At 70.0% G+C, this 24887-nt stretch carries 22 protein-coding genes and 1 riboswitch; of the genes, 3 read left to right on the top strand and 19 right to left on the bottom strand.

Annotated features, from left to right (window positions below; translation table 11 throughout):
* Positions 1-42: 42 nt before the first annotated feature.
* Entirely contained in the window at positions 43-1245 is a 1203-nt protein-coding gene (locus ACIBK4_RS39935) for an MBL fold metallo-hydrolase (RefSeq protein ID WP_399003199.1), read from the bottom strand.
* A 260-nt stretch (positions 1246-1505) separates the two neighbouring features.
* Between ACIBK4_RS39935 and ACIBK4_RS39930 the strand changes: the two genes are divergently transcribed.
* Together ACIBK4_RS39930 and ACIBK4_RS39925 are read left to right on the top strand one after the other, a co-directional pair.
* On the top strand, positions 1506-2684 hold the full coding sequence (locus tag ACIBK4_RS39930; protein WP_399003197.1) for a Glu/Leu/Phe/Val dehydrogenase dimerization domain-containing protein: 1179 nt from the start codon (positions 1506-1508) through the stop codon (positions 2682-2684).
* Between the two features lie 77 nt (positions 2685-2761).
* A complete protein-coding gene (locus tag ACIBK4_RS39925) occupies positions 2762-3376 on the top strand; it encodes a TetR/AcrR family transcriptional regulator (protein ID WP_366430090.1) in 615 nt (204 codons plus the stop codon).
* Between the two features lie 159 nt (positions 3377-3535).
* Here ACIBK4_RS39925 and ACIBK4_RS39920 read toward each other — a convergent pair whose 3' ends face one another.
* From ACIBK4_RS39920 to ACIBK4_RS39910, 3 genes are all read right to left on the bottom strand, one after another.
* Positions 3536-4321 (bottom strand): SGNH/GDSL hydrolase family protein, encoded by a 786-nt coding sequence (locus ACIBK4_RS39920; RefSeq protein ID WP_399003414.1) that lies wholly within the window; start codon positions 4319-4321, stop codon positions 3536-3538.
* A 243-nt stretch (positions 4322-4564) separates the two neighbouring features.
* Positions 4565-5485, bottom strand: coding sequence for a peptidoglycan DD-metalloendopeptidase family protein (locus ACIBK4_RS39915; RefSeq protein WP_399003194.1), 921 nt, complete (start codon positions 5483-5485; stop codon positions 4565-4567).
* Positions 5486-5489: 4 nt separating this feature from the next.
* A riboswitch (cyclic di-AMP (ydaO/yuaA leader) is annotated at positions 5490-5652 on the bottom strand.
* 303 nt (positions 5653-5955) lie between these two features.
* A complete protein-coding gene (locus tag ACIBK4_RS39910; protein WP_399003412.1) occupies positions 5956-8028 on the bottom strand; it encodes an alpha-galactosidase in 2073 nt (690 codons plus the stop codon).
* 170 nt (positions 8029-8198) lie between these two features.
* On the opposite strand from ACIBK4_RS39910, the gene ACIBK4_RS39905 reads away from it, so the two are divergent.
* Positions 8199-8996 (top strand): tyrosine-protein phosphatase, encoded by a 798-nt coding sequence (locus tag ACIBK4_RS39905; protein WP_399003192.1) that lies wholly within the window; start codon positions 8199-8201, stop codon positions 8994-8996.
* 54 nt (positions 8997-9050) lie between these two features.
* On the opposite strand, the gene ACIBK4_RS39900 is transcribed toward ACIBK4_RS39905, so the two are convergent.
* From ACIBK4_RS39900 to ACIBK4_RS39830, 15 genes are all read right to left on the bottom strand, one after another.
* A complete protein-coding gene (locus ACIBK4_RS39900; protein ID WP_043671431.1) occupies positions 9051-9176 on the bottom strand; it encodes a DUF6126 family protein in 126 nt (41 codons plus the stop codon).
* A complete protein-coding gene (locus ACIBK4_RS39895) occupies positions 9173-9823 on the bottom strand; it encodes a helix-turn-helix domain-containing protein (protein WP_399003190.1) in 651 nt (216 codons plus the stop codon). The genes ACIBK4_RS39900 and ACIBK4_RS39895 overlap by 4 nt, the downstream gene beginning before the upstream one ends.
* 62 nt (positions 9824-9885) lie before the next feature.
* Positions 9886-11271, bottom strand: coding sequence for an aspartate aminotransferase family protein (locus ACIBK4_RS39890; RefSeq protein WP_399003188.1), 1386 nt, complete (start codon positions 11269-11271; stop codon positions 9886-9888).
* A complete protein-coding gene (gene dxs, locus ACIBK4_RS39885; RefSeq protein WP_399003186.1) occupies positions 11268-13175 on the bottom strand; it encodes a 1-deoxy-D-xylulose-5-phosphate synthase in 1908 nt (635 codons plus the stop codon). Before dxs ends, ACIBK4_RS39890 begins: the two co-directional genes overlap by 4 nt.
* 27 nt (positions 13176-13202) lie before the next feature.
* Positions 13203-14360 carry a flavodoxin-dependent (E)-4-hydroxy-3-methylbut-2-enyl-diphosphate synthase gene (gene ispG / locus ACIBK4_RS39880; protein ID WP_399003184.1) on the bottom strand — a complete coding sequence of 386 codons (1158 nt, stop codon included), beginning with the start codon at positions 14358-14360 and terminating at the stop codon, positions 13203-13205.
* Positions 14361-14364: 4 nt separating this feature from the next.
* Positions 14365-15387 (bottom strand): adenosyl-hopene transferase HpnH, encoded by a 1023-nt coding sequence (hpnH, locus tag ACIBK4_RS39875; RefSeq protein ID WP_043671446.1) that lies wholly within the window; start codon positions 15385-15387, stop codon positions 14365-14367.
* Positions 15388-15392: 5 nt separating this feature from the next.
* A complete protein-coding gene (locus tag ACIBK4_RS39870) occupies positions 15393-16034 on the bottom strand; it encodes a 1-hydroxy-2-methyl-2-butenyl 4-diphosphate reductase (protein ID WP_366430082.1) in 642 nt (213 codons plus the stop codon).
* Positions 16034-18040 carry a squalene--hopene cyclase gene (gene shc, locus ACIBK4_RS39865; protein ID WP_399003181.1) on the bottom strand — a complete coding sequence of 669 codons (2007 nt, stop codon included), beginning with the start codon at positions 18038-18040 and terminating at the stop codon, positions 16034-16036. The genes ACIBK4_RS39870 and shc overlap by 1 nt, the downstream gene beginning before the upstream one ends.
* A gap of 112 nt (positions 18041-18152) precedes the next feature.
* Positions 18153-19280 (bottom strand): polyprenyl synthetase family protein, encoded by a 1128-nt coding sequence (locus tag ACIBK4_RS39860; RefSeq protein WP_366430080.1) that lies wholly within the window; start codon positions 19278-19280, stop codon positions 18153-18155.
* Positions 19280-20710 (bottom strand): hydroxysqualene dehydroxylase HpnE, encoded by a 1431-nt coding sequence (hpnE, locus tag ACIBK4_RS39855; protein WP_399003178.1) that lies wholly within the window; start codon positions 20708-20710, stop codon positions 19280-19282. The genes ACIBK4_RS39860 and hpnE overlap by 1 nt, the downstream gene beginning before the upstream one ends.
* Positions 20707-20847, bottom strand: a complete 141-nt coding sequence (locus ACIBK4_RS39850; protein WP_366430078.1) for a DUF6380 family protein — start codon at positions 20845-20847, stop codon at positions 20707-20709. The genes hpnE and ACIBK4_RS39850 overlap by 4 nt, the downstream gene beginning before the upstream one ends.
* Positions 20847-21797: a presqualene diphosphate synthase HpnD gene (hpnD, locus tag ACIBK4_RS39845; RefSeq protein WP_399003176.1), complete on the bottom strand. Its 951-nt coding sequence runs from the start codon at positions 21795-21797 to the stop codon at positions 20847-20849. Before hpnD ends, ACIBK4_RS39850 begins: the two co-directional genes overlap by 1 nt.
* Positions 21794-22696, bottom strand: coding sequence for a squalene synthase HpnC (gene hpnC / locus ACIBK4_RS39840; protein WP_399003173.1), 903 nt, complete (start codon positions 22694-22696; stop codon positions 21794-21796). Before hpnC ends, hpnD begins: the two co-directional genes overlap by 4 nt.
* Before the next feature lie 386 nt (positions 22697-23082).
* On the bottom strand, positions 23083-23874 hold the full coding sequence (locus tag ACIBK4_RS39835; RefSeq protein WP_328676206.1) for an ABC transporter ATP-binding protein: 792 nt from the start codon (positions 23872-23874) through the stop codon (positions 23083-23085).
* Complete coding sequence (locus ACIBK4_RS39830; RefSeq protein ID WP_366430074.1) at positions 23867-24796, bottom strand: ABC transporter permease; 930 nt, start codon at positions 24794-24796, stop codon at positions 23867-23869. Before ACIBK4_RS39830 ends, ACIBK4_RS39835 begins: the two co-directional genes overlap by 8 nt.
* Positions 24797-24887: the final 91 nt, after the last annotated feature.

Raw genomic sequence — 24887 nt, 5'->3', positions numbered from 1 at the left:
GCCGCCCTCAGCCACACCCCTGAACATCACACAGCGTGTCGGTCAGCGCTCGTTCGCGAGGTCCAGCTCCGCCGGAGCGGTCGTCGGCTTCGGTTCCGTCTCCACCGGCTTCGGGGTCCGCCAGGGGTGGGCGATCGTCCCCCCGAAGGGCCGCCACCACGGGCCCGTCGTCAGCTCGCCGCCCGGTTCGAACGGCTCGCCCGGCGTCGGTGTGGCCACGGCCTGGCCCACCGCCTCCGCCGCGTCCACGGTCCACTCGCCGGGCTCGGCCCACGGGTGCATCGCCAGATTGAAGGTGCCCCAGTGGATCGGCAGCAGCACCCCGTGCGGCTGCCCGCCCTGGAGGTCGAGGTGGGCGCGCATGCCCTCCTCGGGCGTCATGTGGATGTCGGGCCAGAACTCGCTGTACGCGCCGATCTGGATCATCGTCGCGTCGAACGGGCCGTGCGCGGCACCGATGTCCTTGAAGCCCTCGAAGTAGCCTGTGTCGCCGCTGTGGTAGATCCGGTGCTCGTCACCGGCGACCACCCACGAGGCCCAGAGCGTGTGCTGGGTGTTGCGCAGCCCGCGCCCGCAGAAGTGCCGGGCCGGAGTCGCGGTCAACGTGAGGCCGCCGACCTTGGTCTCCTCGTGCCAGTCCAGCTCGCGCAGCCGGTCGGGGGACACACCCCAGTGCTCCAGGTGCGCGCCGACGCCCAGCGGCACGGCGAACAGGGTGTCCGTGTCGGCCAGCGCCTTGATCGTGGGCATGTCCAGGTGGTCGTAGTGGTCGTGCGAGATGACCACGACGTCGACCGGGCCGAGCGCGGCGATCGGCAGGGGCACCGGGTGCAGCCGCTTGGGTCCGGCGAACGGGAACGGGGAGCAGCGCTCGCCCCAGACCGGGTCGAAGAGGACCCGGTGGCCGTCGATCTCCGCCAGCACGCTGGAGTGGCCCATCCAGGTCAGCCGCAGGCCGGTCGCGGCGGGCCTGGCCAGGTCGGCGAGGGTGGTGGCGTGCACCGGCAGGGTGCCGTCGGGGGCGCGGCGGGCGCGCTCCTCCTTGTCGAGGTAGGACTTGCCCATCGCGCGCATCGTGCCGCCGGAGGGCCCGGTGTTCGTCCTGCCCCCGGGGTTCTGGAACACGCCGTCCTTGAAGTGGGGCGATCTGCGGATGCGCGCCAGGCGCTCGCCGCTCGGCTCCGCGCCGAAGGCAGCGGGCTGCAGCGCGCGGAGCCCGGAGCTCAGCGTACGGAATCCGGTCACGATGCCTCCAGGTCGGGTCGGTCAGGCTTTCCATTATGGTCGACACCTCTGACAACGCCGCCGCGTCGGCGCCTCCGGGGCCGGTTTCCCAGGAAAGACCAAAGTTCCGCGCCGGAGGTCGACCGTGCGGCACGGAACCCGCCCGTCCGTTGACAGGACGCGACACCGCTTCCGATACTGACTCACCGTTCAGTATCCGCTGTCCGGTACTCCCTGTTCCGTACTCGTCCTGCCGGCCGGCCGGCGCCCCGAGGAGCCCCATGACCGCCCCCTTGATGTCGCTCACCTGGACCGACCACGTCACCGGCCGCCGGGGTTTCCTGGTCGTCGACCGGCTGGTGCGCGGGGTGTCCAGCGGTGGCCTGCGGATGCGGCCGGGCTGCACGCTCGACGAGGTGACGGGGCTGGCCCGGGGCATGACCATGAAAGAAGCGCTGCACTACGACCCGGAGGGCCGGTACATCCCCCTGGGCGGCGCCAAGGGCGGCATCGACTGCGACCCCCAGGACCCGGCGTCGTACGACGTCCTCGTGCGCTATCTGCGTGCCATGCGGCCGTACGTCGAGAGCTTCTGGACGACGGGTGAGGACCTCGGGCTCACCCAGGACCTGGTCGACCGGGCCGCCGCGGAGGCGGGGCTCGTGTCGTCGATCCAGGCCGTGTATCCGCTGCTCGACGACGAGACGGAGGCGCGGCGGCGGCTCGCGGACGCCTTCGCGGTCGAGGTGGACGGCATCGGGCTCGACGAGCTGGTCGGCGGCTGCGGGGTCGCCGAGTCGGTGCTCGCGGCGCTGGATCGGGCGGGCGTGCCGTACGCGGGGACGCGGGTCGCCGTGCAGGGGCTGGGCACGATGGGCGGGGCCACGGCGCGGTTCCTCACGCGCGCGGGGCTGTCGCTTGTCGCCGTCGCCGACATCAAGGGCACGATCGCGAACCCGGGCGGACTGGACGTCGACGCGCTGCTCGCGGCCCGGGACGCGTACGGCACCGTGGACCGCTCCGTGCTGCGCCCCGGTGATCTCGAACTCCCCGGCGAGGACTGGCTGTCCGTCGAGGCGGAGGTGCTGGTTCCGGCGGCGGTGTCGTACGCGATCGACACCACGAACCAGCGGGGAATCACGGCCCGTTGGATCGTCGAGGCGGCCAACATGCCCGTCCTGCCCGAGGCGGAGGAACTGCTCTCCGCGCGCGGGGTCACCGTTCTGCCCGACGTGGTCGTGAACTCCGGGACGAACGCCTGGTGGTGGTGGACCCTGTTCGGCGACATCGGCGCGGACGCGGACGAGGCCTTCGCGCACACCCGGCGTTCCATGCGCGCCCTGATCGATCTGATGCTGGCCCGCGCGGAGGCCGACGGCACGACACCGCGCGCCGCCGCGCACGCCATCGTCGCGGACCGGCTGCCGGTCATCGCGGAACGATTCGGCTGGTACCGGTGACGTGCTGGTACCGGTGACCGACTGATACCGCTGACGTACGGGACAACACCCCTGGGGCAACGGATTAGGGTGATCACGTGGCGAGAGTGCGGTTGAGCGTGGCGGAGCGGCGGGCCGAGTTGCTGCGGGCCGCCGTGGAGCAGATCGAGGCGCGGGGCGTGGCGGCGGTCAGGATCGCCGACGTCGCCTCGGCGCTCGGGGTGAGCAACGCGCTGGTGCTCTATCACTTCGCGACCAAGGAGAAACTGGTCGCCGCCGCGTTCGCCTTCGCCGCCGAGGACGACCTGGCGCATCTGCGCAAGCTGCTCGGCCGCCGTACGACCGCGCTGCGGCGGCTGCGGGCGGCGGTGCGGTGGTACGCGCCGACCGGGCAGGCCAAGGGCTGGCGGCTGTGGATCGAGGGCTGGGCGGCGGCCCTGCGCGAACCCGCCCTCCTGGACGTCACCCGCGATCTCGACCGGCAGTGGAAGCAGGCCCTCGCCGAGGTCGTCGCCGAGGGAGTGACCGCGGGCGAGTTCCACTGCCCGGACCCGGCCACCACCGCCCTGCGCCTCACGGCCCTCCTGGACGGCCTCGCCGTACAGATGACGGCCTACGCGGGAGCGGTGTCGCGGGCGCGCGCCCTGGAGTGGGTCGACGAGGCGCTGGCACGGGAACTCGGCCTGGAGCGGGCGGCGTTGACCGCGCCCTGAACCGTCCCTGCGTAGAGACTCGGTTCGGCCCTGTAGACAGTCGGTTCAGTTCGCAGACCGTGGTGCCCGTGACCGCGCCGGGGCGTACGACGACGTAGAACCCCCCGGCGCGGCAGCCACACCCATGACTCTGCGGCTCCGTAACGCACTCACCCCGCTTCAGGCGACCCGTTCGATCCGCATCTTGATGTCGTCCGGCGACAGCGCGCCCTTGGCCTCGACATGGTCTCCGGAGGACTCGCCCCGGAGCCTGCGCCCGATCCACGGCACCAGGTACTCGCGCGCCCAGTGCACGTCGTCGCGCCGGACGTCGAGCGTGCCGCGCGGCGGCAGCGGGGGCCAGGGCTGGTCCGGGTCGGCCGGGACCTCGATGCCGAGGACCTGGCCGGCGCGGAGCGCCACGCGCGTGTGCCCCTCGGGAGAGAGGTGGAGCCGGTCGCCGTCCCAGGCCCGCCGGTCCTGGACCGTCTTGAGGGACCACAGGTCGAGCACCGGGCAGCCGTAGCGGTCGGCGATGGCCCGCACATGTCCGTTGTAGGTGGCGATCTTGCCGCGCAGATGCTTGAGCACGGGCACGCCGCGGGTGTCGAAGCCGGTCGTCACCATGACGGTGCCGACGGCGGCGGTGAGGTCGGCGACCGCGCGTTCGAAGCGCTCGGCGACCTCGTCGGGGTCGGTGCCCGGACGGATGATGTCGTTGCCGCCCGCTGCCAGCGAGACCAGGTCGGGCCCGATCTCCTTGGCCCGGGTGAGCTGGTCCTCGACGATCTGGTCGAGCAGTTTCCCGCGCACGGCCAGGTTGGTGTACTCGAAGTCGCCCTCGGGCCGCCGATCCGCGAGCAGTACCGCGAACCGGTCGGCCCAGCCGACCATCGCCCCGTCGGGCCCTGGGTCGCCGACGCCCTCGGTGAAGCTGTCCCCCACCGCCACGTACGACCCGATCACTGATCTGTTGTCACTCTTCGAATCGTTAGCCACGGCAACCATAATTCACCCTCACCTGTGACCTACGCGATCGTATTTAGGGGTTGACGGGCGGTGAGATAAGCCACTTGTAAAGGGTTGTCCAAAGTCGGAATAAGCCTCTGATCAGGGGCGTTGACCCCGGAACTGCCATGCCCGAAGGCCGGACCCAAGGATCTGGGTCCGGCCTTCGATGGCGTGGGGCAGGGGCGTCGGGGCCCGATGTCAGCCGACGGTGACGCCGTGCGAGCGGAGGTAGGCGACCGGGTCCACGTCCGAGCCGTAGTACGGCGTGGTCCGGATCTCGAAGTGGAGGTGCGGGCCGGTCACGTTGCCGGTCGCACCGGAGAGGCCTATCTGCTGACCCTCGGTCACGGTCTGGCCGGCCGAGACGGAGAGCTGCGACATGTGGGCGTACTGCGAGTACTCGCCGTCCGCGTGCCGGATGACGACCTCGTTGCCGTACGCGCCGTCGTAGGCCGCCGAGACGACCGTGCCCGCGGCTATCGCCTTGACGGTGGTGCCGGTCGGGACGACGAAGTCGACGCCCGTGTGGTAGCCGCTGGACCACATGCTGCCGGCGACGTGGTAGCCGGTACCGATGGTCGCGCCGGTCACGGGGAGGGCGTAGCCGGTGGAAGTGCTGGTGCTCGTGTCGCTCTGCGTGGCCGACGTGCTCTTCGAAGAGGAAGACGACGAGGACGACGAAGTACCGGACGACTTGGAGGACTTGGCCGTGTCCGCCCCGCCCGTCCCGCTCGTCGCGGCCTTCTCACCGAGGGAGAGCTTCAGGCCCGGGTGGATCAGCGACGGGTCGCTGCCGATCGCCTCGCGGTTGTCCTGGTAGAGCTTCTTCCAGCCGCCGGTGACGTCCTGCTCCTCGGCGATCTTCGCGAGCCAGTCGCCCGACCGCACCGAATACGTCTTCACGCCGGAGGCCTTGACGGTCGCCTTCTCCGCGACGGCCTTCTCGGTCGCCGGAACGGACTGAACCGCCTTTTCCGGAGCAGAAGTCGGGGTCGCGGCATGGGCGCCGGCGGCTCCCATGAGCGGAAGGGCGAGCGCGGCACCGCCGGTTCCGGCTACGGCCATCGAGCGGGAGAAGCGCTGGGACTTCGGGCGGCGGTGCTTACCCTTCGCGGGCATGACGAATTCCTCTCCGGCGCCTGCGAGGTGAGCTGTCGGGTGCGGGCTGGAGATGCCCGGCCGCGCGCTGGTCGCGGCTAAACCCCAAGCCCGTTCCGGAGACCGGAACAGGCGTCTTACCTGTGGGTCCCCCGCTCCTGCCGCATACGGGTGAGTGGATGCGAAGTCCGGTCGGCGGCAGGACTGGGCGTCCGTCCGGATTGGTGGCGAACGTAAGCGAGGAAGACGCAAAGGGACAAGCAGGAGGTTCCACGGATTTGCGTTCCTTGCGATCCCCTGTGGGAATTCACAGTCACCCTCCGTGAATTCCCCCGGGACTCAACCCCTCAATTCCCCTGTAAAAGCATGCCAATTACGTGAACATGACGAACGACTCACGGTCACGAATATGACGCTGCTCACGTACGCAATCATCAGGTTCCTTTATTCCAGAGCGAGTTGGAACGAAGGCTGCAATTGGGACAGAAGGATCAGATGCGACGCAGACGGAGAACCGTCGCATCAAGGTCACCGCGCAGCCCGGTCCGCAGTCCGTGGTGCAACAGGACGGCACCCCGGTGGACTTCGCCCGTTTCGAGGCATTCGTACGACGCCGTCGGGTCGAGCCCGCGCAGCCGGAGCGCCGGCAGCGGCTCGCCGTAGTTCTGCGACTGGAGCAGGGCGAGGACGACGGTCTCGTCGCCGCGCACGTACTGCACGGCGCTCAGGCCGCCGCTCGGCGGGCGCAGGCGGTAGAGGTCGCCGTGCTGCACGAGCGGGCGGATCTCCTTGTAGAGGTCGACCCAGCGGCGGGCCTCGACGAGTTCCTCCTCGGTCCACTCCGAGAGGTCGCCGCCGACGCCGAGCACTCCGGCCATGGCGCTCACGAACCGGAAACGCAGGCTGCTGACCCGGTCGTTGAGCTGAGTGTTCGGGCTGTCGGTGACCCAGGCGGCCATCACGCGCGCGGGGTGGATCTGGCTGAACCCGTGCTGGATCGCGAGCCGGTCCAGCGGGTCGGTGTTGTCCGAGGTCCACACCTGGTCCGTGCGGCTCAGGATGCCGAGGTCGATGCGGCCGCCGCCACCCGAGCAGGACTCGAAGGCCACCCCCGGGTGGGCCGCCCGCAACCGGTCCAACAGGCCGTACAGCGCCCGCACATGGTCGACCCAGAGGCGCTGCGGATAGGCGTCACCGGGCCACCCGGCGTCCGTGAAACAGCGGTTGAAGTCCCACTTCACGTAGTCGATCGGGGCGCTGGAGAGCAGCGTGTCGAGCTGCTCCCAGAGGTACTCCTGGACGTCCTCGCGGGCGAGGTTCAGTACGAGCTGATTGCGGAACTCCGTCCGCTTTCGCCCCTCTTGGTACTGCACCCAGTCGGGGTGGGCGCGGTACAGGTCGCTGTCCGGGTTGACCATCTCGGGCTCGACCCAGATGCCGAACTGCATGCCCAGCGCGTGGACGCGGTCGGCGAGGGGCTTGAGTCCTGCGGGGAAGCGGTCCGGGTTGGGGGTCCAGTCGCCGAGTCCGGCACGGTCGCTGGTGCGCTTCCCGAACCACCCGTCGTCGACCACGAAGAGCTCGACACCGGCCGCCGCCGCACGCTGCGCGAGCACCTCCTGCTGCTCCTCGGAGATGTCGAACTGGGTGGCCTCCCAGGAGTTGTAGAGCACCGGCCGGTCCTGGTCCGCGTCCGGGATGACGTACGCCCGCTGGTACGCGTGCCAGGTGCGGCTGGCGCCGCCGAAGCCGGCGTCGCTCCACAGCCCGGCGAAGACGGGGGTCGTGAAGGACTCCCCCGCCTCCAGGAGCAGCAGCCCGGATTCGTCGTAACCGGCGCCGCCGGTGATCTGCACGCGCGCGTCCGGGAGTTGGGCCACGGCGATCCGCCAGGACCCCGACCAGCCGAGGGCACAGCCGTAGACCTCGCCGCGCTCCTCGGTCGCGTCGGTGTCGAGGGCCACCCAGGGCAGATGCGGGTGCCCGGTGTGGCCGCGCCGGCTGCCGATGACCTTCTCACCGTAGGTGAGACCGGAACGCACCAGCCGTGACTCGGCGGCCCACCGCCCGTGCAACTGCGACAGCTGCCACCCCTCCCGCTCGGGCAGCGTCCAGGTCGCGGAGTCGGCGCGCAACAGCTCCAGCGCCTCGGCCCCACCGTTGTCGAGACTCGTCCAGCGCTCTACGACGTCGCCGCGCATCCGGTAGTGCAGCGTGATCGCCAGTCCGGTGTCGCGGAAGCGCAGCCGCAGCTCGTCGCCCTCGGTGTCGTACCGCTCGAAGGTCCACTCCGTACCGCGCCGCTCGGGCGTCCGCACGGAGAGGGCGGGGCGGGCGAAGCGGGGGCCGCCCTCGACGGGGTACTCCTCCCGGCCGTCGAGCGGGGACTCGAAGGAGGAGCCGCCGGGCAGCGGGCGGGCGGCGAGTTCCTCGGCGTCGGCGAGTGCGATCGCGGGGCCCCAGTGCAGGTGGAGCAGCTCGTCGGCCTCGGTGAGATGGACGGCGTAACTGCTCGTGGGGCCCGACAGCACCCACGTACGGCCGTTCTCGGCGATCTCCAGCATCAGGTCCCTCACAGATTCGAACAAGTCCGCTCAAGCGCCAACATCATCAACGGCAGGGGGGCTGTGAGGCAACGCCTGTGGACAACTCATTGCCGGTGGAACCCATGTCGTATCGTCGAGAACGTGCCCGCCGGTGAGCCGCGCCGTCGGGCCGAGTGGGAGGAGTCCTCGTGACGCAGCAGATTCCGTCGACCGAGCCGGAGTTGTCCGGAGTGCGCAATTTCCGGGACGTGGGCGGACTTCCGACGGTGGACGGACGGCGGGTGCGGCACGGGGTGCTGTTCCGCAGCGGTCATCTCGCGCACGCGACCGAGGAGGACGCCGCGTTCCTCACCTCGCTGGGCCTGCACACGATCTTCGACTTCCGCAACGCGTCGGACCAGAAGCTGGAGGGTCCCGACGTCGAGCTGCCCGGCGTGCGCAATGTGAATCTGCCGCTGAGCGACCCGGCGGACGGCTCCGAGTTCTGGAAGATGGTCCGCGACGGCGAGATGGACCAGCTGCGCGAGATCCTCGGCGGCGACAAGGGCGCGAACCGGATGATCGCCTCGTACCGCACGATCGTCACGGAGCGCACCGCCGAGCACTCCCAGGTGCTGCACTCGCTCGCGGAGGACAGCGTTCCCGCGCTGATGCACTGCGCGGCGGGCAAGGACCGCGCGGGCCTGTCGATAGCCGTGACGCTGCTCGCCGTGGGCGTGGAGCGCGAGGCGATCCTGACCGACTACCTGGAGTCGAACGCGAAGCACCGCCGCTACAAGGTGCGCCGCAGCGGCTCCGCCGTCTCTGCCTACTCCCCCGAGGTGATGGAACTCCTCAGCCCCCTCTTCGACGCCCGCGCCGAGTATCTGACGGCGGCCTTCGACACCGTCGAGGAGACCTGGGGCAGTGTGGACGCCTACCTGGAACAGGGACTGGGGATCACCCCGGAGATCCGGGAGCGGCTGCGCGAGCGCCTGCTCGACTGAAGCGGCCGAAGCGGCCGAAGCGACCGACCCGGCTCAACAGGCCGCCGTCGCGGGCTACTTGGCGCCCACGGAGAACAGCAGGTAGATGAAGGCCGCGAAGAGGTGGCCGACGGCGATGTAGATGATGAGCCGCACCCACAGGGCGCGGGGGAACTTGTCCTCGATGTTGTTGCCGCTCATGGCGTCTCTCCGGTGATCGGGCCCAGGCACAGGGTGGCCGTGGGGCTCTGCAGCAGGGTGTGGACGAACAGGACCTCGACGCCGTCCTCGTCGGCGGCGGCGAGGCGGTGCGGGGTCAGCGAGTCGAAGTGCGCGCTGTCGCCCGGCGCGAGGATGTGCGCGGTGTCGCCGAGGCGCAGCCGCAGCCGGCCCGTGAGGACGTACAGCCACTCCTCGCCGGGGTGCACGCGCACGATGTCGCCCTGGGAGCCGTGCGGAATGCGCACGCGCAGGGACTGCATCCCGCGGCCGGGGGCGCCCGCCTGCCAGTAGGTCCAGCCGCCCGCGCGGGTGGGTTCCATGTCGGCGGCGCGGACGACGGCCTCCCGGTCGGTGACCGTCTCGCCGAGCAGATCCGAGACTGTCGTACCGTAGATGCGGGCGAGCGCGAGCAGCATCGGCAGCGAGGGCTGGCGCTGCCCGGTCTCCAGCCGGGAGAGATGGGCGGGCGAGAGCCCGGCCGAGCGGGCGGCGACCTCCAGGGTCAGGGAGGCGCGGCGGCGCAGGGCGCGGAGCTGGGGTGCGACGGTGGCCGGCAGGTCTTCGACCGGCCCGGCCGACGGTTCCGGCTGGGCCTGCGGTTCCGGCGAGGTCTCGGGAGAGCTCATGCTCTCCATTCAGCCGCAGGCTTGCCCCCGAGGCAAATCTCTTGCCTCAGAGGCAAAAGCCCCTACCGGTTCGCCACCGCCTGCTTCACGAGCGTCTTGCTGAAGTCCCACATCAGCCCGCCGCCACTGTGCGCATCGTCCATCACAGCGGTGAACGCGTCCACGAACCGGTCCACCTCACGCTCGCCGATGATCAGCGGCGGGATCAGCTTGATGACCTCCAGGTGGTCGCCGGAGACCTGGGTGAGGATCCGGTGCCGCTGCAACAACGGCACGACCACCATCTGCGCGAACAGCCCCTTGCGCGCGGCCTGCAGCATGGTCCAACGGCTGCGCAGCTTCAGCGACTTGGGCTTCCCGAACTCGATGCCGATCATCAGGCCCCGGCCGCGGACGTCGGCGAGCAGCTCGTACTTGTCGACCAGCGCGGCGAGCCGGTTCTTCAACTGCTCCCCGGTGGCACGGGCGTTGGCGACAACCTGCTCGTTCTCCATGACCGACAGGACGACGAGACCGGCCGCCATGGCCTGGGCGTTGGACCCGAAGCTCGCCGAGTGGACCAGCACCCGGTCCATGGACGAGTAGACCTTCTTGAAGATCCAGTCCTTGCCGAGGGTCGCGCCGACCGGCACATACCCGCCGGACAACGCCTTGGCCACGCAGACCAGGTCCGGCTCCACGCCCTCCTCGTGCTGGTAGGCGTAGAAGTCGCCGGTGCGGCCGAGGCCGGTCTGTACCTCGTCGGCGATGAGCAACGCCTTGTGCTGGTGCAGGAGTTCCTGCGCGGCCCGCAGATAGCCGGGCGGTGCCTCATGGACGCCCTTGCCCTGGATCGGCTCGACGACGAGCGCGGCGACGTCGCCCTTCTTCAACTCCCGTGCCAGGGCGTCGAGATCGCCGAGCGGTACGGCCGTGTCCGGCAGCAGCGGGGCGAAGCCGTCCCGGAAGCCGTCCTCGCCGTTGACCGAGAGCGAGCCGGTGGTCAGGCCGTGGAAGGCGTGGTCGCAGTACAGGACACGCGGCTTCCCGGTGGCGTAGCGGGCGAACTTGAGCGCGGTCTCGACCGCCTCCGTACCGCTGTTGCCGAAGAACACCCGGTCCAAGTGCGGGCTGTGGGTGAGGAGTTGCTCGGCGAGCAGACCGGGCAGCGGCTGGCAGTCGAAGCGGGTGAGGTCGGCGAGCTGGGCGTCGAGGACGTCGTGCACCGCCTTGCGGACGACGGGGTGGTGGCGGCCCAGGCCCATCACCCCGAACCCGGCGAGCATGTCCAGGTAGTCGTTGCCGTCCGCGTCCCAGAAGTAGGCGCCCTCGCCCCGCTCGTAGACCTTGTCGAAGCCGATGGTGTGCAGCATGCGCGGGAGCTGGTGGTTGAGGTACTTGGCGTGCAGCTCGTAGCGCTCGGCTCCGCGCTCGGCCAGCAGCGCGTTGAGGTCGAACTCCTTGGTCATTCGGGTTTCTCCTTGGCTGTGCCGGCGTTCGTGTCCTTGACCGCCAGGCTTGCGCTGATCCGTCCGGCGACCTCGACGGGTGTGAGGCCGATGTCGGCGAGCACCTCCCCACGCTTGGCGTGCGCGAGGAACTGCTCCGGGATGCCGAACCGCCGTACGGGGACGTCGACTTCGGCGTCCCCGAGGGCCAGCGCCACGGCGGCGCCGACGCCGGAGGCACGGCTGTTGTCCTCTACGACGGCCACCAGCCTGTGCTGCGCGGCGAGGCCGGGCAGCGCCGGGTCGACGGGTTTGACCCAACGGGGGTCCACGACCGTGCAGTTGATGCCGCGCGCTTCGAGGAGTTCGGCGGCCTGGAGGCAGACGGGCGCCATCACGCCCACCGCGACGAGCAGCACCTCGGGGCTCTCCGAAGCGCGGTGCAGCACGTCGAGGCCGCCCACCCGTTCGATCGCCGGGATCTCCGGCCCGACCGACTCCTTCGGGAACCGGACCAGGGTCGGCGCGTCGTCGACGGCGACCGCTTCCCGTAGCTGGGCCCGGAGTTGGTCGGCGTCACGCGGGGCGGCGATGCGAAGTCCCGGCACCACCTGGAGGATGGACATGTCCCACATGCCATTGTGTGACGCCCCGTCAACTCCGGTCACCCCGGCGCGGTCCAGGACGAACGTCACCCCGCAGCGGTGCAACGCCACGTCCATCAGGAGCTGGTCGAAGGCCCGGTTGAGGAAGGTGGCGTAGACGGCGACGACGGGATGCAGCCCGCCGGTCGCGAGGCCCGCCGCCGATACGGCCGCGTGCTGTTCGGCGATGCCGACGTCCCACACCCGGTCCGGGAACTTCGCGGCGAACTTGCCGAGGCCCACCGGGTGCAGCATGGCCGCCGTGATGGCCACGACGTCGTCCCGTTCCTCACCGATGCGCAGGATCTCGTCGCCGAACACGCTGGTCCAGGACGGGCCGTTGGAGGGGGCGAGGGGTGCGCAGGTGAGCGGGTCCATCACGCCGACGGTGTGGAAGTGGTCCTCCTCGTGGGCGAGGGCGGGTTCGTAGCCGCGGCCCTTCTCCGTGAGGCAGTGGACGAGGACCGGGCCGTGGAAGCGTTTCGCGCGGCGCAGCGCGGACTCGACGGCGCCGATGTCGTGTCCGTCGATCGGGCCGACGTACTTGAGGCCCAGGTCCTCGAACATGCCCTGCGGGGCGAACGCGTCCTTGAAGCCCTTCTTCGCGCCGTGCAGCGACTCGTAGACGGTGTTGCCCACGACCGGGGTGCGCAGCAGGACGCTCTTGCCCCAGGCGAGGACCTGCTCGTAGCTGTCGGTCGTGCGCAGGGTGGCCAGGTGGTTGGCGAGGCCGCCGATCGTGGGCGAGTACGAGCGCTCGTTGTCGTTGACCACGATGATCAGCGGCCGGTCCTTGGCGGCGGCGATGTTGTTCAGCGCCTCCCAGGCCATGCCGCCGGTGAGCGCGCCGTCGCCGATGACCGCGACGACATGGCCCTTCTCCCCCTGCACCTGGCGGGCCTTGGCGAGGCCGTCGGCCCAGCCGAGCGCGGTCGAGGCGTGGCTGTTCTCGATGACGTCGTGCTCGGACTCCTCGCGCGAGGGGTAGCCGGACAGACCGCCCTTGCTGCGCAGCTTCGAGAAGTCCTGACGCCCCGTCAGCATCTTGTGTACGTAGCTCTGATGGCCGGTGTCCCACAGGATGCGGTCAGTTGGGGACTCGAAGACCCGGTGGAGCGCGATGGTCAGTTCCACCACGCCCAGGTTGGGCCCGAGGTGTCCGCCGGTCCTGGCCACCGCGTGGACCAGGAACTCCCTGATTTCTTCGGACAGTTCGCCGAGTTCCGCCTCGGACAGCGCCTTCAGGTCGCGTGGTTGCCGGATGTTCTCCAGGATCGTCACGTCGGGCCCCCTTCGGTCCGTGCTGGTTCAGCTCACGGTGACGGCCGGCTCCCCCGCCGCGACGCCGTCCTGTTCCATCTGTTCGGCGATCTTCATCGCCTCCTCGATGAGGGTCTCCACGATCTTCGACTCGGGGACGGTCTTGACGACCTCGCCCTTGACGAAGATCTGGCCCTTGCCGTTGCCGGAGGCGACCCCCAGGTCCGCCTCTCGCGCCTCGCCGGGGCCGTTGACGACGCAGCCCATCACCGCGACGCGCAGCGGCACCTCCATGCCCTCCAGGCCCGCCGTGACCTCGTCGGCGAGCTTGTAGACGTCCACCTGAGCGCGCCCGCAGGACGGGCAGGAGACGATCTCCAGCCGACGGGGCTTGAGGTTCAGCGACTCCAGGATCTGGAGACCGACCTTGACCTCCTCCACCGGCGGGGCGGACAGCGACACCCGGATCGTGTCGCCGATGCCCTCGCTGAGCAGCGCCCCGAAGGCGACCGCCGACTTGATCGTGCCCTGGAAGGCGGGTCCCGCCTCGGTGACCCCGAGGTGCAGCGGGTAGTCGCTCTGCGCGGCCAGCTGCCGGTAGGCGTTGACCATGATGACGGGGTCATTGTGCTTCACCGAGATCTTGATGTCGCGGAAGCCGTGCTCCTCGAAGAGGGACGCCTCCCACAGGGCCGACTCGACGAGCGCCTCGGGCGTCGCCTTGCCGTACTTCTGGAGCAACCGCCGGTCCAGGGAACCGGCGTTGACCCCGATCCGGATCGGCGTGCCGTGGTCCTTCGCGGCCCGCGCGATCTCTTTGACCTTGTCGTCGAACTGCTTGATGTTGCCCGGGTTCACGCGAACTGCCGCGCAGCCGGCCTCAATTGCGGCGAAGACATACTTCGGCTGGAAGTGGATGTCCGCGATCACCGGGATCTGCGACTTGCGCGCGATGGTCGCCAGCGCGTCCGCGTCGTCCTGCGTGGGGCAGGCGACGCGGACGATCTGGCAGCCGGACGCGGTGAGTTCGGCGATCTGCTGGAGGGTGGCGCCGATGTCCGACGTACGCGTCGTCGTCATCGACTGAACCGAGACGGGGGCCCCGCCCCCGACCGCCACCGGCCCGACCTGGATCTGCCGCGACACACGTCGCGCGGCGATCGGCCGGACCGGCATCTCGGGGACGCCCAGGGCTACGGCGGTCATGGCGTCAGTCGCGGTTTCCGGCGACGGTCTCGCGCATGGCCCGCAGCGACTCCTTGAGGGAGCCCATGGTGGCGAGGACGGCGGTGGGCTCGTAGCCGCAGTGCGCCATGCAGTTGGCGCAGCGCGGGTCCTTGCCGCGGCCGTACTTGTCCCAGTCGGTCTCCTCGATCAGCTCCCGGTACGTGGGCACGTACCCGTCGCTCATCAGGTAGCAGGGGCGCTGCCAGCCGAAGAGCGAGTAGTTCGGGATCGCCCAGGCCGTGCACGGGAAGTCGACCTTGCCCTCCAGGAAGTCCAGGAAGAGCGGGGAGTGGTTGAGCCGCCACTTGCGCCGGTTGCCGCCCGCGAAGGCCTTCTTGAACAGCTCGTGGGTCTGCGCGACGCCCAGGAAGTGCTCCTGGTCGGGCGCCTTCTCGTAGGCGTAGGCGGGCGAGATCATCATCTCGTCGACCTTGATGTCGTCGTTGAGGAAGTTCAGGACCTCGATGATGGTCTGCGGGGTGTCCGTGTTGAAGAAGGTCGAGTTGGTGGTGACCCGGAAGCCGCGCTTCTTGGCCTCCTTCATCGCCTCCACCGCCTCGTCGAACACCCCCTCCTTCGCGACGGACTCGTCGTGCCGCTCACGCAGCCCGTCGATGTGCACCGCGAAGGCGAAGTACGGCGAGGGCGTGAACTTGTCCAGCTTCTTGCGCAGCAGCATCGCGTTGGTGCAGAGGAAGACGTATTTCTTCTTCGCCACCAACTGCCGCACGATCTCGTCGATCTGAGGGTGCATCAGGGGCTCGCCGCCCGCGATGGACACCATCGGCGCACCGGATTCGAGCACCGCCCCGACGGCCTGCGCCACCGGCATGCGCTGCTTGAGCACGCCCGCAGGGTGCTGGATCTTGCCGCAGCCCTCGCACTTCAGGTTGCATGCGAAGAGAGGTTCCAGCTCCACGATCAGGGGGAACTTGTCCCTCTTGCGGAGCTTCTGTTCAGCCAAGTATGTAGCGACCTTGATTGTCTGGCGCAGCGGCATGGCCATCTGGCTCACCTCCGGGGGAGCAGCAAAGAACGGTGCCATTCGAAAAAAGCGGGAAGAACGGATCGAAGAACGCGGAAAGCCGATATTCCACCGCGCACCGTGCCGATCCGGACGAGTTCATGTTCAGGAGCGTCCACGACCACCCGTACGGCCGCAACCGGGCGCGCGCCCGTACGCACGGCGCTCAGCAGCGTGACCGCCGACTCCATGTCGACCGCGATTGCGCCGGTCGCGAGCAGATCCGACCGTTCCTGACCGCGGACGACGTGATCGGAGCCGGTCAGGGGGCCGGTGTGGACGGTACGTCCGGGCAGCGCCCGGGCGAGTTCCTTGACGAGCAGCTCGGTACCGACGCACGGAACGGTTCCGCGCGCCTGTCTGGTCTCCTCGGCGACCACGAGGTCGCCGGGGTGCATACCGGGGGCGAGTCCGGCGCAGAAGCCCGTGGCCAGTACGGCGGCCCCGTCCAGCGCCGGGTCGGCGAGGCGCCGGGTCACGGCCTCCTCGGCCGCCTGGGGCCCCATCCCCGTCCTGAGGAAGGTGACCGGCCCGCCGGCGCCGGAGCGGTCGCCCGCGCGCAGGGCGAGGTGCTCGATGCCGAGCGCGCAGGCGATCAGCAGCGGCGGTCCGGCGGGCTGGGTGCTCATCAGCCCCCCTTGGCCGGGGAGAACGTCGGCTGGGAGAACGGTTCTCCGTGCACGAAGCGCCCGAGCGCGGTGAGCGGGAAGACCTGCCGGTAGAGGTGGTAGTTGATGGAGAAGTCCCACGGGAAGCCCGTGCCGGTGAAGTAGGGCTCGTCCCAGGACCCGTCCTCCCGCTGGGTCGCCGCGAGCCACTCGATGCCGCGTTCTACGGCCTTGGAGTCGCGCTCCCCCGCCGCGAGCAGGGCCATCAGCGCCCAGGCCGTCTGCGAGGCGGTGGAGGCGCCCCGGCCGCTCCATTCCTTGGCGTACTTGTAGGAGCGCAGGTCCTCACCCCAGCCGCCGTCGTCGTTCTGGACGGTCTCCAGCCAGGTGACCGCGCGCCGGATCGCCGGGTGCGAGCCGGGGATCCCGGCGGCGGCGAGGGCGGGCACCACCGACCCTGTGCCGTATACGTAGTTGACGCCCCAGCGGCCGAACCACGAGCCGTCCGGCTCCTGTTCGGCGAGCAGCCACTCGATGCCGCGCCGGGTGCGCGGGTCGTGGGCGAGGCCCTCGACGGCGAGCATCTCGACGACGTGCGCGGTGACGTCCGCCGACGGCGGGTCGATGACCTCGCCGAAGTCGCAGAACGGCAGCCGGTTGGGGAACGGGCTGGTGTTGTCGACGTCGAAGGCGCCCCAACCGCCGTTCTTGGACTGCATTCCGAGGTTCCAGCGGACCGCGCGTCCGGCGGCCCGGTCGAGCCGTTCCGGGTCGTGATGTCTGACCCGGCGCAGCGCGAGCACGACCTCGGCGGTGTCGTCGATGTCGGGGTAGTTGTCGTTGTGGAACTCGAACGCCCAGCCGCCGGGCGGCAGTTGGGGGCGCTTGACCGCCCAGTCGCCGGGGCGGACGATCTCCTCGCCGAGCATCCAGTCGGCGGCCTTGACCAGTTGGGGGTGGTCGGCCGGCACGCCCGCGTCGGCGAGCGCGATGGTCGCGAGGCAGGTGTCCCACACCGGGGACTGGCAGGCCTCGATCATCCGGGCCCCGTCCTCGCGCCAGACCGCGAACCGGTCCAGCGACTCAAGTCCCGCGCGCATCACGGGGTGTTCGAGGTCGTAGCCGAGCAGGTGCAGGGCGATCACCGAGTACACGGCGGGCGGCTGGATGCCGCCCCAGCAGCCGTCGTTCTCCTGCCGCTCGATGATCCAGCGCGCCGCCGATTTCATGGCCGCTCCGCGCAGCTTGCGCGGGGCCACCTTGCGGTAGAGGTGCAGCGCCTTGTCGATCCGCTGGAAGGCGCCGTCCCAACTGGCCACCGGGGCAAGGGGCTTGACCGGGTTCGGGTTGGCCGGGTCGGTGTGCAGTTCGTCGAGCGGGAAGGGCGCGGGGCGTACCGGCCTCTTCGCGGAGACGACGGTGAGCGGCACGATAGTCTGCCGGGCCCAGCATCCGAAGTCGTAGATGTTGAGCGGTACCCAGGTCGGGAAGTACAGGAGTTCCGGCGGGAGTTCGGGCAGGTCGTCCCACTTCCACCAGCCGAACAGCGCGAGCCAGATCCGGGTGAAGACCCGGGCCGCGGCGATCCCGCCCCGCTCGCGGACCCACGCGGACGCCTTCGCCATGTGCGGGGCGTCCGGCGCGTCTCCGGCCAGGCGGAGGGCGACGTACGCCTCGATGGTGGTGGAGAGTTCACCGGGTCCGCCGTAGAAGCTGGCCCAGGTGCCGTCCTCGCGCTGCTCGCCGCGGATGAAGAGTGCGGCGGCCTGGGTCGTCGACTCGTCGCGGATGCCCAGGAACTGACGGAGCAGCAGATCCTCGGCGTCCATGGTGACGTTCGTCTCCAGGTCGCCCTTCCACCAGCCCTGGGCGTCCTGCTGCGAGAGGAGGAAGTCGGTGGCGCGTTGTACGGCGTGTGCGGCGGCGTCGTGCACCCCGGCCGCCACGGGGGTGTTGATGTCGGTTTCGCTGGCCGCGGCAACACGGGGAGGCATGGCCCCGGTGCTTCCGTCGGTCGTCGCTGTCATGGCTTCCCCTTCGTGCAGTGGCATGTCTCTGCTGTGGGTCCGCCGTCGGCCGGTACTCGTTCGTTCGCAGCACCGGCCGGCGACTACGCGAGGGCTATTCGACCGATAGTGATCATCTCTTTCGTACGACGACGAAGTCGGCGAGCGCCGTGAACTGCGCCCGAACCCGGTCGGGCATGTCGATGGCGTCGAGGACCTCGATGGCGATGGTGTGCTGACGGCGTGCCTCTTCGGCGGTCCACTCGCGGCCGCCGGCCTCCTCGATGAGCGCGGCGCGGGCCGCGAACTCCTCCTCGGAGAAGTTCTCGAAGTCGCTGCTCTTGGCGTCGGCGGCGAGGATCTCGCCGAGCCGCTCGGAGGCGGGTCCGCCCGCCGCGAGCGCCGCCACCACGGGCAGGGACTTCTTGCGCTGGCGCAGATCGCTCCAGGTCTGCTTCCCGGTGGCCTCCGGGTCGCCCCAGATGCCGAGGAGGTCGTCGACGGCCTGGAACGCCAGGCCGAGGTGGTGGCCGTACTTCTCCAGGACGTCGGCGGTGCGGTCGTCCGCGCCGCCGAGCACGGCCCCGATGGAGGAGGCGCAGGCGAGCAGGGCGCCGGTCTTGTTGCCCTCCATCTCCAGGCACTCCTCGACGCTGACGCGGTCGCGGTGCTCGTAGGAGATGTCCTGCGCCTGGCCGTCGATGAGGGCGCGGGTCGCGCTGGTGAGGCGGCGGGTGGCGCGGCCGGCCTCGACGGTGCCGAGCTCCAGCAGGACCTCGTTGGCCAGCGCGAAGAGGGCGTCGCCGACGAGGATGGCCTGGGCGGGGCCGTGCACCTTCCAGACGGTGTCGCGGTGGCGGCGCTGCTCGTCGCCGTCCATCAGGTCGTCGTGCAGCAGCGAGAAGTTGTGGACCAGTTCGACGGCCACGGCGCCGGGGATGCCGGCCTCGGGCGCTGCGCCGGTGACCTCGGCGGAGAGCACGGCGAGCGCGGGGCGTACGGCCTTGCCACCGTCGCCGGCCGCCGGGTTGCCCTCGGCGTCGATCCAGCCGAAGTGGTAGGCGGCGACGGTGTCCATGGGGGGAGCCAGGCGGTCGACGGCCGCCCGCAGTACCGGTGTGGCAAGGGTCCGGCCGCGCTCCAGGAGCGCGGACACGTCCACCGCGTCGGCAGCCGTCTCGGCCGGGGGCACAGTGGGCACAGTCTCTCCTCTTGTCGCGGTACCGGAGGTGTGGGGGCCTGCCGCATGCTGGTCGAGCATCACGCCGCCTCCTCGAACTCGAAGAGGTGGCGGGGGCGGGGCCGGCCCAGGGCGGCGAGGGCGGCGTCCGCCGCGCTCACTCCGCTGCGGACCGCACTCTCCATGGTCGCGGGCCACCCTGTGGCGGTCCACGCTCCGGCCAGGTACAGGCCGGGGGCCTTGGTGCGGGCGCCGGGCCGCAGCCGTCCGACGCCGGGGGCGGGAGCGAACGTCGCCGTGCGCTCCCTGGTCACGAAGAAGTCCTTCACCTCGGCGCCGCGCGCGCCGGGCAGCAGCCGCTCCAGCTCGGGGAGGTAGCGCTCCCGCAGCTCGGCCACGGGCGCGTCGATCTCGTCGTGCACGGCGGACTGGGACAGCGCCAGGTACTGGCCGTCCTTCAGCCCGGACGCGTCGGTCCGGTCGAACACCCACTGCACCGGCGTGCCCAGCGCCGCGAAGAACGGCCGGGCGAGCACCTTGCGGTCGTAGACGACATGGACGTTCAGGATCGGCGCGGTCTCGATGGCGAGCAGGCGCCCGGGGTCGTCGAGGGCTCCGTCGGGCAGCAGGTCGTGGGCCTCGCGCTGCGGTACGGCGAGCACGACGGCGTCGGCATCGAGGGTCTCGCCGGGAACCTGAACGGTCCAACGCCCGTTTTCGTCAGTAGAGATGGAGGTGACGCGTGTACGGACTTCGGTGCGCACGCCCGCGGAGTCGAGCGCCTTGCGGGCGAGCCGGTCGTGCAGTTCGCCCAGCGGGACGTGTGCCCAGCCGATGTCGGCCGCGCCCGGGTCGGAGAGCAGACCGGTCTTGAACACCATCGCGGCCAGGGCGAGCGAGGAGTCGCCCGCGACCGCGTTGAGGGTGGCGACCCCGACCAGGTCCCACAGTGCCTCGACGGCACGCGCCGACTGACCGTGCGCGGTCAGCCAACTGCCGAAGTTCTGCGCGTCCAGGGCCGGATCGGCGAGATCGAGCCCTTTGAGCGCGAGCGCGGCACGGCCCACTTTGGCGCGCTCGGCGAGCGAGAGATGCGGGTAGGTCGCGAGGCTGCGCCCCAGATGCAGCGGCACGGGCAGCGCGTCGCGCCGCAGTCTGCCGAGCCGGCGTCCCTCGGGGCGGTTCACGTCGAGAACGGGCACGTCGAGACGATCCTGCAAGGGAGCCAGCGCCGCGCCCTCGATGCGGTCGAGGAACCAGCGGTAGGCGGTGCAGCAGCGCAGATACACGTGCTGGCCGTTGTCCACGGTGAGGTCGCCGCGCTGGAAGGAGAAGGCGAGTCCGCCCAGGCGCGGGCGGCCTTCGAGCAGGGTGACGCGGACTCCGGCGTCGGCGAGTGCGAGCGCGGTGGTGATGCCGGCGAGCCCGCCGCCGATCACGACGGCATGCCGTCCGGCAGGTCCCGTCGCCGGCTCGGCGGGCAGCCCGTCGGCCCGCGTCCCGTCGCTCATCGTGCACTCCCCCCTGCGCGCCCACCGAGGCACTCGAACCAGCCACGGCGGACCGTTGCAGTCAGGGACGCCGCTTCGCACCGGAGGGTTGCCTGCCGTTTTCCTCCGGTGACATCGCCTTGGCCCACTTTGTCCATCAGGTGCGCCTCCTGAGGGTCCGCCGCGTGACGTTGCGGGCGTCCAGGCCGGAGAGGCCGCGCACCGCGACGTAGGCCTTCTCGCGGCCGGGGAGGGAGACGCGGCCGCGCAGGACGGCCTCCGGCTCGCGCTCGATGCGGTCCAGCAGGCGGCGGTAGATGCCGGCCATGGCGGCGACACAGGCGCCGCTGCGGCGGTCGAGCATGGGGAGCAGCCGGTAGCCCTCGGCGAAGAGGGTGCGGGCCCGTCGTACCTCGAAGTGCACGAGACCCGCGAAGTCGGAGCCCGCCGGCGGGGTCGGCCCGTCGAAGCCGGCCGAGCAGCCGAACTTGGCGAGGTCGTCGGCGGGCAGATAGGTCCGGCCGTTCTCGGCGTCCTCGCGGACGTCCCTGAGGATGTTGGTGAGCTGGAGCGCGAGCCCCAGGGTGTCGGCGTACTCCGAGGCACGCTCGACGCCGCGGGCGCCCGGCTCGGTGCCGAACACGCCGAGCGAGAGGCGGCCGATCGCACCCGCGACGCACCGGCAGTAGACCTTCAGGTCGTCCCAGGTCTCGTAGGTCTCGCCGCGGACGTCCAGGATGACGCCGTCGATGAGCTCGTCCAGGCCGTCGAGCGGGACCGGGAAGGCCTCGGCCGTGTGCGCGAGGGCGACCGCGACCGGGTCGGTGTCGTCCTCCTCGACCTTGCCGTCGCGGACCCGGGTGAGCAGCGCCCGGGTGTCCTCCAGGCGGGCCGACTTCACGTCGGTCGGCAGTGTGCCGTCGCCGATGTCGTCGACGCGCCGGGAGAACGCGTACAGCGCCGACATCGCGCGGCGCTTGGGCGTCGGCAGCAGTCTGATGCCGTACGCGAAGTTACGTGCCTGCTGCCCGGTGACGGCCTCGCAGTAGCTGTAGGCCGCGAGTACCGGTGCGGACATGTGCGGTGCAGACTCCACGCTGCGGATCACCCCTCTCCTCGCAGAGTCACGCCCACCTCACGCAGCAACTGGATCCTGCCGGGTTTGGGTGGGCCGGGAAGTACGTCGTATTCAGCGGCGACGATCGCTCGGAGCGCCGCCCTTCCCCCCGCCACGAACCCCGCGAGCAACAGCTTCAATCTGCCGTGGACGCTACCCACCAGGGGGGCGCCTTCATTCAGGAGATCGCGGGCGCGTTCTGCTTCGTATGCAACCAGTGCGCGCACCGATGCGCCCGCGGAGGGCGTGGCGAGATCCGCTTCCTGGACGTGAAAGCGCTTCATGTCCTGGGCGGGCAGGTAGATGCGGTCGCGGCCGAGATCCTCGGCGACGTCCTGCAGATGTTCGACGATCTGAAGTGCGGTGCAGATCGCGTCGGAGAGCCGGACCCGCTCGGGGGTCTCGGTGCCGGTGACGCCGAGAACCAGGCGGCCGACCGGGTTTGCGGACAGTTCGCAGTAGGCGAGGAGATCGTCGTAGGTCTCGTAGCGCGTGACGAGCTGGTCCTGGCGGTTCGCGGCGATCAGGCCGAGGAAGGGCTCGGGGGTCAGCGCGCGGCGGTGGACGGTGGGCTGGAGGCGGCGCAGCAGGGGGTGGCTCGGGGTGCCGTCGAAGACGCGGTGCAGGTCGGCCTCGAAGGCGTCGAGGAGGAGCAGGCGGTCCTCGGCGTCCGTGGGCGACACGCCCAGCAGGCGGGCGTCGGCGCCGCCGGGGGCCAGGTCACCGTCGCCGATGTCGTCGACGAGACGGGCGAATCCGTACACCGCCATGAGATCGGTGCGCCAGGCCTTGGGCAGGAAAAAGGGCGCCACGGGGAAGTTCTCAGCCGCGGCCTTGTCGAGTGTGCCGCGCTCCGGATCACCGGTGCCGGCGGGGCCGGTTCCCGTCACCGTTCACTGCCAGCGGCGGGGACGGCGCATGCTTCGGTGAGCTGGGGAGTTTCCGTAGCCATTGCCGTCACATCTCCCGTTCTACACTGCCGACCCAATACGCACTATTTCGGACACGCCGCGCAGTCGTCCGCACGGATACCCGGAGAAGGGTGTCGCGCATTATCGCCCCACTTGCCGCTATTCGGCACCGGTACAGCTTACGTTGTACAACGCAGCGAGCTTCCTCGGGGTGTCCTGCACATCACAACAACACACCGATTGGCGTCAAGATTCCTTGGGCGAGGCCGAGTTGACGTTTCCTTTGCAGACGCGGAGCCCCGCCGGAGCAGTTCCGGCGGGGCTCTGTGAAGCGTTCTGGGCTTTTGCGCCCGTATGCGAGTGGACTACTTGCCCGTGAACTTCTCGTACTCCTTGAGGACCTCGTCGGTCGGGCCGTCCATCCGGAGTTCGCCGCGTTCCAGCCACAGCACGCGGTCGCAGGTGTCGCGGATCGACTTGTTGTTGTGACTGACGAGAAACACCGTGCCCGCGGACTTGCGCAGTTCGCGGATGCGTTCCTCGGAACGGACCTGGAACTTGCGGTCGCCGGTGGCCAGCGCCTCGTCGATCATCAGGACGTCGTGGTCCTTCGCCGCCGCGATGGAGAAGCGCAGCCGGGCCGCCATTCCGGAGGAATAGGTGCGCATCGGAAGGGTGATGAAGTCGCCCTTCTCGTTGATGCCGGAGAAGTCGACGATCTCCTGGTAGCGCTCCCTGACCTGCTCGCGGGACATGCCCATGGCGAGCCCGCCGAGGATGACGTTGCGCTCGCCGGTGAGGTCGTTCATCAGAGCCGCGTTCACGCCCAGCAGCGAGGGCTGGCCGTTGGTGTAGACCCGGCCCTTCTCCGCCGGGAGCAGGCCCGCGATGGCGCGCAGCAGGGTCGACTTGCCGGAGCCGTTCGAGCCGATCAGGCCGACGGCCTCGCCGCGGTAGGCGACGAAGGAGACGCCCTTGACGGCGTGCACCTTGCGCACCCCGCGCTCCTCGCCGCGCTTGACTATGCGGCTGAGGGCGGAGGTGGCGCTGCCCTTGCCGGTCTTGGCGCCGTGCACGCGGTAGACGATGTGCAGCTCGTCCGCGATGACGGTGGGGACCAGATCCTGGGGGGTCCGCTCGACGTTCTGCTCAGCCACGGCCGTACCTCTCCTCCGCCTGCCAGAAGTACACGAAACCGCCGGCGAACAGGACCACGGCCCAGAAGGCGGCGATGGCCCAGACGTGCGGCGGCAGGTTCGACGAGCCGTAGCCGTCGATGAGCGCGAAGCGCATCAGGTCCATGTAGATGGCCGCCGGGTTCACCTGAAGGATGCGGATGAACAGCTCGGAGCGGCCCTCCAGGATGTTGCTGATGGAGAACATGACGCCGGACGTGTACATCCAGGTGCGCAGGATGAACGGCATCAGCTGCGCGAGGTCCGGGGTCTTGGCGCCCATCCTCGCCACGATCAGCGCGAGCCCGGTGTTGAAGAGGAACTGCAGCAGCAGCACCGGGAAGATCAGCAGCCACGACAGGCTCGGGTAGCTGCCGAAGCCGACGACGATGATGAACAGGACGAGCATCGAGAACAGCAGCTGCTGGAGCTGCTGGAGCGCGAAGGAGATCGGCAGCGAGGCGCGCGGGAAGTGCAGCGCGCGCACCAGGCCGAGGTTGCCGGAGATCGCGCGGACGCCCGCCATGATCGAGCTCTGAGTGAAGGTGAACACGAAGACGCCCGTGACCAGGAACGGGATGTACACGTCCCGGGACATGCCCCGGCTGGCCTTCAGGATGACGCCGAAGATGAAGAAGTACACGGCCGCGTTCAGCAGCGGTGTGGCCACCTGCCAGAGCTGACCGAGCTTCGCCTGGCTGTACTGGGCCGTCAGCTTCGCCTGGGAGAAGGCGAGGATGAAGTGCCGGCGTCCCCAGAGCTGGCGGACGTACTCGGCGAGTCCGGGGCGGGCACCGCTCACCGTCAGCCCGTACTTGGCGGACAGTTGCGCCGCCGTGAGGCCTTCGTCGGGCGACGGACGCGGGCTCACCGCGACTCCGCCGTCATGCGTTGTCTCACTCAAGGGTGGATGCCTTCATTTTCGGATGCGTCTTACGACTGTCTTGCGTTCGTCTTACGGAATTGTGCTACAGGAACTGACACGTATCCGCCGC

Origin of the sequence: Streptomyces sp. NPDC050528 (genome assembly GCF_044457795.1) — a bacterium.
GTDB lineage: Bacteria > Actinomycetota > Actinomycetes > Streptomycetales > Streptomycetaceae > Streptomyces.
Note: the sequence above shows the minus strand (reverse complement) of the source record. Positions and strands in the feature narration are given on the sequence as shown.

Excerpts from the sequence above, each read along its gene's own strand:
- ACIBK4_RS39870 (WP_366430082.1), bottom strand. The coding sequence starts at position 16,034 with ATGAGCACCCAGCCCGCCGGACCGCCGCTGCTGATCGCCTGCGCGCTC.
- ispG (WP_399003184.1), bottom strand. The coding sequence starts at position 14,360 with ATGACCGCCGTAGCCCTGGGCGTCCCCGAGATGCCGGTCCGGCCGATC.
- ACIBK4_RS39850 (WP_366430078.1), bottom strand. The coding sequence starts at position 20,847 with ATGGACAAAGTGGGCCAAGGCGATGTCACCGGAGGAAAACGGCAGGCA.
- shc (WP_399003181.1), bottom strand. The coding sequence starts at position 18,040 with ATGACAGCGACGACCGACGGAAGCACCGGGGCCATGCCTCCCCGTGTT.
- ACIBK4_RS39890 (WP_399003188.1), bottom strand. The coding sequence starts at position 11,271 with ATGACCAAGGAGTTCGACCTCAACGCGCTGCTGGCCGAGCGCGGAGCC.
- ACIBK4_RS39860 (WP_366430080.1), bottom strand. The coding sequence starts at position 19,280 with ATGCTCGACCAGCATGCGGCAGGCCCCCACACCTCCGGTACCGCGACA.
- ACIBK4_RS39900 (WP_043671431.1), bottom strand. The coding sequence starts at position 9,176 with ATGAGCGGCAACAACATCGAGGACAAGTTCCCCCGCGCCCTGTGGGTG.
- hpnH (WP_043671446.1), bottom strand. The coding sequence starts at position 15,387 with ATGGCCATGCCGCTGCGCCAGACAATCAAGGTCGCTACATACTTGGCT.
- ACIBK4_RS39930 (WP_399003197.1), top strand. The coding sequence starts at position 1,506 with ATGACCGCCCCCTTGATGTCGCTCACCTGGACCGACCACGTCACCGGC.
- ACIBK4_RS39895 (WP_399003190.1), bottom strand. The coding sequence starts at position 9,823 with ATGAGCTCTCCCGAGACCTCGCCGGAACCGCAGGCCCAGCCGGAACCG.
- hpnE (WP_399003178.1), bottom strand. The coding sequence starts at position 20,710 with ATGAGCGACGGGACGCGGGCCGACGGGCTGCCCGCCGAGCCGGCGACG.
- ACIBK4_RS39915 (WP_399003194.1), bottom strand. The coding sequence starts at position 5,485 with ATGCCCGCGAAGGGTAAGCACCGCCGCCCGAAGTCCCAGCGCTTCTCC.
- ACIBK4_RS39910 (WP_399003412.1), bottom strand. The coding sequence starts at position 8,028 with ATGCTGGAGATCGCCGAGAACGGCCGTACGTGGGTGCTGTCGGGCCCC.